At 52.6% G+C, this 7,818-nt stretch carries 2 protein-coding genes, 2 rRNA genes and 3 pseudogenes; 5 read left to right on the forward strand and 2 right to left on the reverse strand.

Features of this window, described 5'->3' with window-relative positions; translation table 11 throughout:
• Nucleotides 1-69 precede the first annotated feature (69 nt).
• From DYE40_RS06305 to DYE40_RS06315, 3 genes are all read left to right on the forward strand, one after another.
• Nucleotides 70-2,956: ribosomal RNA gene (locus DYE40_RS06305) — 23S ribosomal RNA — on the forward strand.
• A 134-nt stretch (nt 2,957-3,090) separates the two neighbouring features.
• Nucleotides 3,091-3,203: ribosomal RNA gene (gene rrf, locus DYE40_RS06310) — 5S ribosomal RNA — on the forward strand.
• Between the two features lie 147 nt (nt 3,204-3,350).
• Nucleotides 3,351-3,668, forward strand: a complete 318-nt coding sequence (locus tag DYE40_RS06315) for a ComEA family DNA-binding protein (protein ID WP_115307676.1) — start codon at nt 3,351-3,353, stop codon at nt 3,666-3,668.
• Between the two features lie 301 nt (nt 3,669-3,969).
• On the opposite strand, the pseudogene clpX reads toward DYE40_RS06315, so the two are convergent.
• Nucleotides 3,970-5,237: pseudogene (gene clpX / locus DYE40_RS06320) on the reverse strand (ATP-dependent Clp protease ATP-binding subunit ClpX).
• A 366-nt stretch (nt 5,238-5,603) separates the two neighbouring features.
• On the opposite strand from clpX, the pseudogene DYE40_RS06330 reads away from it, so the two are divergent.
• Both DYE40_RS06330 and DYE40_RS12275 read left to right on the forward strand, forming a co-directional pair.
• A pseudogene (locus DYE40_RS06330) lies at nt 5,604-6,553 on the forward strand (serine hydrolase).
• Nucleotides 6,554-6,866: 313 nt separating this feature from the next.
• On the forward strand, nt 6,867-7,094 hold the full coding sequence (locus tag DYE40_RS12275; protein WP_147286563.1) for a hypothetical protein: 228 nt from the start codon (nt 6,867-6,869) through the stop codon (nt 7,092-7,094).
• 152 nt (nt 7,095-7,246) lie between these two features.
• Here the strand turns inward: DYE40_RS12275 and DYE40_RS06335 are convergent.
• A pseudogene (locus DYE40_RS06335) lies at nt 7,247-7,818 on the reverse strand (divalent metal cation transporter); the annotation flags it as partial.

Consider the following 7,818-nt stretch of genomic DNA (forward strand, 5'->3'; position numbering starts at 1 on the left):
TAGAGGCCTGAAGGTGCCGAGTTAGTCAACGGCAAAGCACCGAAGTCAGAAAGGTACTTCAAATGATAGAGTCAAGTGAATAAGTGCATCAGGTGGATGCCTTGGCGATGATAGGCGACGAAGGACGTGTAAGCCTGCGAAAAGCATCGGGGAGCTGGCAATAAAGCTATGATCCGGTGATGTCCGAATGGGGAAACCCACCGTATTCTGTACGGTATCCTTGTTTGAATACATAGGACAAGAGAAGCGAACCCGGAGAACTGAACCATCTAAGTACCCGGAGGAAAAGAAATCAACCGAGATTCCGCAAGTAGTGGCGAGCGAACGCGGAGGAGCCTGTATACGATAGCCGATGAGATAGAAGAACAAGCTGGGAAGCTTGACCATAGTGGGTGATAGTCCCGTATTCGAAATTTCGTTGGTGGTACTAGGTATACGACAAGTAGGGCGGGACACGAGAAATCCTGTCTGAAGATGGGGGGACCATCCTCCAAGGCTAAATACTCATCATCGACCGATAGTGAACCAGTACCGTGAGGGAAAGGCGAAAAGAACCCCGGGAGGGGAGTGAAATAGAACCTGAAACCTGATGCATACAAACAGTGGGAGCCCTGTAAGGGGTGACTGCGTACCTTTTGTATAATGGGTCAACGACTTACATTCAGTAGCGAGCTTAACCGGATAGGGGAGGCGTAGGGAAACCGAGTCTTAATAGGGCGACTAGTTGCTGGGTGTAGACCCGAAACCGAGTGATCTATCCATGGCCAGGATGAAGGTGCCGTAACAGGTACTGGAGGTCCGAACCCACGCATGTTGCAAAATGCGGGGATGAGCTGTGGATAGGGGTGAAAGGCTAAACAAACTCGGAGATAGCTGGTTCTCCCCGAAAACTATTTAGGTAGTGCCTCGAGCTAGACACTGATGGGGGTAAAGCACTGTTATGGCTAGGGGGTCATTGCGACTTACCAACCCATGGCAAACTAAGAATACCATCAAGTGGTTCCTCGGGAGACAGACAGCGGGTGCTAACGTCCGTTGTCAAGAGGGAAACAACCCAGACCGCCGGCTAAGGTCCCAAATGACAGATTAAGTGGTAAACGAAGTGGGAAGGCCCAGACAGCCAGGATGTTGGCTTAGAAGCAGCCATCATTTAAAGAAAGCGTAATAGCTCACTGGTCGAGTCGTCCTGCGCGGAAGATGTAACGGGGCTCAAATCTGTAACCGAAGCCGCGGATGCCGCAAGGCATGGTAGGGGAGCGTTCTGTAGGCCGAAGAAGGTGTATCGTAAGGTATGCTGGAGGTATCAGAAGTGCGAATGTTGACATGAGTAGCGATAAAGCGGGTGAAAAGCCCGCTCGCCGAAAGCCCAAGGTTTCCTACGCAACGTTCATCGGCGTAGGGTGAGTCGGCCCCTAAGGCGAGGCAGAAATGCGTAGTCGATGGGAAACGGGTTAATATTCCCGTACTTTGATTCAATGCGATGTGGGGACGGAGAAGGTTAGGTTAGCAAACTGTTGGAATAGTTTGTTCAAGCCGGTAGGTGTAAGACTTAGGCAAATCCGGGTCTTTTTAACACCGAGAAGTGATAACGAGTGTCTACGGACACGAAGTAACCGATACCACGCTTCCAGGAAAAGCCACTAAGCTTCAGTTGAATCAGAACCGTACCGCAAACCGACACAGGTGGGCAGGATGAGAATTCTAAGGCGCTTGAGAGAACTCGGGAGAAGGAACTCGGCAAATTGATACCGTAACTTCGGGAGAAGGTATACCCTCTAATGTTAAGGACTTGCTCCGTAAGCATAGGAGGGTCGCAGAGAATCGGTGGCTGCGACTGTTTATTAAAAACACAGCACTCTGCTAACACGAAAGTGGACGTATAGGGTGTGACGCCTGCCCGGTGCTGGAAGGTTAATTGAAGATGTTAGCGCATCGGATCGAAGCCCCAGTAAACGGCGGCCGTAACTATAACGGTCCTAAGGTAGCGAAATTCCTTGTCGGGTAAGTTCCGACCCGCACGAATGGCGTAACGATGGCCACACTGTCTCCTCCCGAGACTCAGCGAAGTTGAAGTGGTTGTGAAGATGCAATCTACCCGCTGCTAGACGGAAAGACCCCGTGAACCTTTACTGTAGCTTTGCATTGGACTTTGAAGTCACTTGTGTAGGATAGGTGGGAGGCTTAGAAGCAGGAACGCCAGTTCTTGTGGAGCCGTCCTTGAAATACCACCCTGGTGACTTTGAGGTTCTAACCCAGACCCGTAATCCGGGTCGGGGACCGTGCATGGTAGGCAGTTTGACTGGGGCGGTCTCCTCCCAAAGAGTAACGGAGGAGTTCGAAGGTTACCTAGGTCCGGTCGGAAATCGGACTGATAGTGCAATGGCAAAAGGTAGCTTAACTGCGAGACCGACAAGTCGAGCAGGTGCGAAAGCAGGACATAGTGATCCGGTGGTTCTGAATGGAAGGGCCATCGCTCAACGGATAAAAGGTACTCCGGGGATAACAGGCTGATTCCGCCCAAGAGTCCATATCGACGGCGGAGTTTGGCACCTCGATGTCGGCTCATCACATCCTGGGGCTGTAGTCGGTCCCAAGGGTATGGCTGTTCGCCATTTAAAGTGGTACGTGAGCTGGGTTTAAAACGTCGTGAGACAGTTTGGTCCCTATCTGCAGTGGGCGTTGGAAGTTTGACGGGGGCTGCTCCTAGTACGAGAGGACCGGAGTGGACGAACCTCTGGTGTACCGGTTGTGACGCCAGTCGCATCGCCGGGTAGCTAAGTTCGGAAGAGATAAGCGCTGAAAGCATCTAAGCGCGAAACTCGCCTGAAGATGAGACTTCCCTGAGGATTTAATCCTCCTAAAGAGCCGTTCGAGACCAGGACGTTGATAGGTCGGGTGTGGAAGCGCGGTAACGCGTGAAGCTGACCGATACTAATTGCTCGTGAGGCTTGACTCTATCATTTGAAGGACTTTGTATCCTTTGATGACAAAGCCTACATAGGACTTGTTCCGATATATTTCATCACAGTTGATTGCGGTTGGACAGGCAGATGCCTTCCGACCCCGGCTTTACCGATTTGACAGTTTTAGTCTGGCGGCCATAGCGGTTTGGTCCCACTCCTTCCCATCCCGAACAGGACAGTGAAACGAACCAGCGCCGATGATAGTGTGGATTCCCATGTGAAAGTAGGTCACTGCCAGGCACTTATTGCAAACCCCGCCCTTTAACGGCGGGGTTTTTGTTTGCGTGCAGGGACGGAAGCAAACCGGGGTCGGTGAGACAGGCTTGCCTGATACGGGTTCTTGATTATGATGGCTCTCGTTTTTTTATTTTGATTGAAAGGTGAGTGATGAATCTGAAAAAATCTTTGTTCGGTCTTTTGGCGTATGCCGCAGCGGCTTTGGTTTCGGCTGCAGTCAACATCAATACGGCCACAGCGGAGGAGTTGAAGGCCCTGCCGGGTATCGGTCAGGCGAAGGCGCAGGCGATTGTGGATTACCGTAAGGAAAACGGTGCGTTCAAATCGGTGGACGATTTGAAAAAGGTCAAAGGAATAGGCGACGGTATTTTGGGCAAATTGAAGGATCAGGCAACGGTTGGTGCGGCTCCCGCCGCCAAACCGGCAAAACCGGCACAGGCCGCCGTCCCGGCCGCCAAAAAACCGTAAAAGCGCATAACACCATACCGTAAAGACAAAACCGGCCGGCAGACCAAATACTGCCGGCCGGTTTTACTGCGCCTCCAACCTGCCCCGTAATCCGGCACAACGGCCTGCCGGCACCCCGTCAAAGAAGTTGCTCTATCGGAAGTAAGGAAAGTATGTTGCCGTTAAGTTGGTTTCAAAAAACCAAAGTTGCCACGTTTTTTGCAGCTAAAACGGTTAAATTTCGGTTGGAAGTATGTCAGTTTCTCAAACTGTAGAATGATTGAGTTTGTACTAAATCTAAGTTGGTTTAGGCAAGAAATTGCTAACAGGTCGAATCGGCGGCAATAGCATATTCTTTGCCGTCTTCGGTAAGCAGTAGAGGTGATCGTTTTCCTTCGATTACTTCTGCTGTAACAACCACTTTTTTTATTTGGGGCAGTTCCGGCAGGCGGTACATTGTTTCGAGCAGGGCGCGTTCGACTATTGAGCGCAGGCCGCGCGCACCTGTTTTTCGGGTCATCGCCAGTTTGGCGATACTGCGCAGGGCTGCTTCTTCAAATTCGAGTTCTGCGCCTTCCATGCGGATTAGAGCCTGATACTGTTTTACCAAAGCGTTTTGGGTTCGGTCAGAATATTGACTAGGGCATCTTCATCCAATTCGGACAATGTGGCAATAACGGGAAGGCGGCCGATCAGTTCCGGAATAAGGCCGAATTTGATTAAATCTTCGGGTTCGATGATTGCAAATAATTCGCTGATGTCGGCATTTTCGTCTTTGCTGTGAACCGATGCGCCAAAGCCGATACCGCCTTTTTCAGTACGTTGGCGGATCACTTTTTCCAAACCGGCAAATGCGCCGCCGCAGACAAACAGGATATTGGTAGTATCGACTTGGATAAAATCCTGGTTTGGGTGTTTGCGTCCGCCTTGCGGGGGAACGCTGGCTACAGTTCCTTCGATTAGTTTCAGCAATGCCTGCTGCACGCCTTCGCCGGATACGTCACGGGTAATGGAAGGGTTGTCGCTTTTGCGTGAGATCTTGTCTATTTCATCAATGTAAACAATGCCGCGCTGTGCTTTTTCTACGTCGAAATCGCATTTTCCCAAGAGCTTGGTAATAATCTGCTCCACATCTTCGCCGACATAGCCCGCTTCGGTAAGCGTGGTGGCATCGGCCATGACAAACGGTACATCCAACTTGCGTGCCAAAGATTGTGCCAGCAGGGTTTTTCCCGATCCGGTCGGGCCGACAAGCAGAATATTGGATTTCGACAGCTCGACATTGTCCGAGGCTTTCGGGTGGCGCAGGCGTTTGTAATGGTTGTACACGGCCACAGCGAGAGCCTTTTTCGCCTGTTCCTGGCCGATAACATGATCGTTGAGGTTGGCTACGATTTCTGCGGGGGAGGGGAGTTTGTTGTCGGACGTGCTGTCCGGGCTTGAAGGCGGCGGCTCGTCCGTATTCAGCATTACGCCGCAGGTTTCCACGCATTCGTTGCAGATGCACGCATCGGATTCTCCTTCAATCAGGTGTTTTACTTCCTGTTCGGACTTGCCGCAAAAGGAGCAGTGGCGGTTTTCTGTAGTCATGGATTCTACCCTATGATGGCAACGGACAGGCCGTCTGAAAAAAGCGGCGATTATATAGTGAAACAGACAAATGAAGCTACGGCCTGCGGTATTCCCGCGTTTTTCAGACGGCCTTTCAGCGGGCTTGTCCCGAAACCTACCGGAAACACGGCGCGGGAAAATGAAAACTCATGCAAAAATTTGCCCTCAGGCTTTACAGAAAACCTTACTTTAACCGACAATATGCAAAATTTCTGCTGCTAACACAATGAAGCGGAATAAAAAATTTTTACTGCCGTGCGGAATGCGCTTTGCGCGTCGCATGGTTTATTCAGACGGCCTTTCGCCAAAAAACACCCTGCCAACCGACGTTTTACGGATTTTCCCATGTTTCAAATTTCATATTACAAGAAAGCCGCCGCTGTTTTTTGCGGCCTGTTTTTATTCTCCCAGCCTGTTTGTGCCGACGACATAGACGTACTCGGCCAATTTCTGCAACAAAACCTTCCTACCGAGCAAGACCCTTTGGGGACATTCATTGCCAACAATCCGATCGATATGCTCGAAGCGCAGGCCGCAATTGCCGGGCCGCTGCTTTCCTCCCAATCTGCCCTGATTATGAACAACCGTACAGGTGAAGTGCTGTATCAGAAAAACATGAATAGAGTTATGCCGATAGCTTCGATTTCCAAGCTGATGTCGGCCATGGTTGTGCTGGATGCGCGGCTGAACATGAACGAAGTCATCACGATTACCGCAGATGAAATCGACCGCATCAAAGGCACCGGCAGCCGTCTTTCCATCGGCACGCAACTGACACGCGCCGAGCTCCTGCACCTGAGCCTGATGTCGAGTGAAAACCGCGCCACACACGCGCTCGGGCGCACCTATCCGGGCGGTATGGACGCATTTGTTGCCGCGATGAATGCCAAAGCCCAGAGTTTGGGCATGGCGGACAGCCGCTTTTACGAACCGACCGGCCTCGATTACCGCAATGTTTCCACAGCCGGCGATTTGAGCAAAATGGTTGCCGCTGCCGCCAAATATCCGCAAATCCCGCAGCAACAGCACGTCTACTTACGGCTCGGTGTACACCAGTGCGGGCAGGCAGCAGAACTTTAAAAAACTCCAACACCCTGGTGCGCGGAAGGCACTTGGGACATCGAATTGCAGAAAACGGGGCTATATCCGCGAATCCCGGCCGCTCGATGGTAGTCAAAGCCAGAATCGGCAGCGAACCCGTTACCATCGTCCTGCTCAACTCGCCCACCACCACCACGCGCGTAAACGACGCGCGTACCATCCAAAGCTGGGTGCTGACGCAGCGTCCGTCGTAAACGGCGTATATCACGCATGACATACATACGGGAGGCCGTCTGAAAAATCTTTTTTCAGACGGCCTCTGCCGTTTAGGCAGGGTGCGGCGCGTCGGCACGTGCGGTCGTGGCTGTTTGTGCGTCAATTGGAAGACGGGATATAAGGCCGTCTGAAAGCTGTGGTTTTGCGCTTTCAGACGGCCTCCTGTTTTTTATACCGTCCCAATGCCGCAAGTGGGGTGTGTAGCGCAGCGACGCACGCGTTTCTTGTTTGCTATGGATTGGCTCCTGCTAAATGGATTGAAAGAGCAACAGGCCGTCTGAAAACAGGATATTGGCTAAGCAAAACGGCATGGCAGATTTCAGACGGCCTGCAAACGATGGGGAGCGCGTGCGTCGCCTTTGGGCGACACACCCTACTTTTGATTCATGGGAGTCGGAATATAAAACAGGCCGTCTGAAAATAGGATATTGGCTAAGCAAAACGGCATGGCAGATTTCAGACGGCCTGCAAACGATGGGGGTGCGTGCGTCGCCTTTGGGCGACACACCCTACTTTTGATTCATGGGAGTCGGAGTACAAAACAGGCCGTCTGAAAATCGGTTTCAGACGGCCTTTGGCGCAGGCTGCCGTACAGCGGCGCAGGCGGTTTGCGTTTGCCGGCCGGCTGTCCGGACTTTCGGCCAATGTGTGCGCGGCGGAAAGCTGTTTTTTCAGGCCAGTATGCCGGCGTAGTTTAAGACGAACAGTACGGCGAAGCCGATGAGGTAGGCGAGGCCTGCCAGCGAGAGGGCGTTCATGGCGGGCGTGATTTTGTGTTTGTCGTCATGGCGCACCAGCCGGTAGTTGAGCCAGGCGAATACGGGGGCGGCGAGGAAGGCGGAGATCATGGCGAATTTCAGGAGTTCGGCCAGTGCGCTGTCAAACCATAAAATCAGGGCGAGGCCGGTGCAGGAAATCCAGGCGATCCAGCCGAAAAGTTCGAGTGTGCGGAAGCGGTCGCGCCCGCGTACGAGGCGGACGGATTCGGCAACGGCGCGGGCGTAGCCGTCGATGACGGTGATGGTGGTGCCGAACATACAGGCAAAGGCGATGAAGCCGACCAGGGGGCGCGACCAGCCGCCGATGGTGGGAGGTGTACATGCTGATGAGCTGGCCGACGTATTGGCCGCCTTTCATTTGTACGGCTTCGCCGTTGCCGTATTGGACGTATGCGCCCAATGCGAGGAAGACGACGGCGAGTACCGCGCTGGTGATGAAGCCGACGTTGAAATCGAACATGCCG

It is taken from the genome of Kingella potus, from assembly GCF_900451175.1.
GTDB lineage: Bacteria > Pseudomonadota > Gammaproteobacteria > Burkholderiales > Neisseriaceae > Neisseria > Neisseria potus.

Bases quoted from the DNA above. Each gene is read 5' to 3' on its own strand.
- DYE40_RS06315 (WP_115307676.1), top strand. From the start codon at position 3,351: ATGAATCTGAAAAAATCTTTGTTCGGTCTTTTGGCGTATGCCGCAGCG.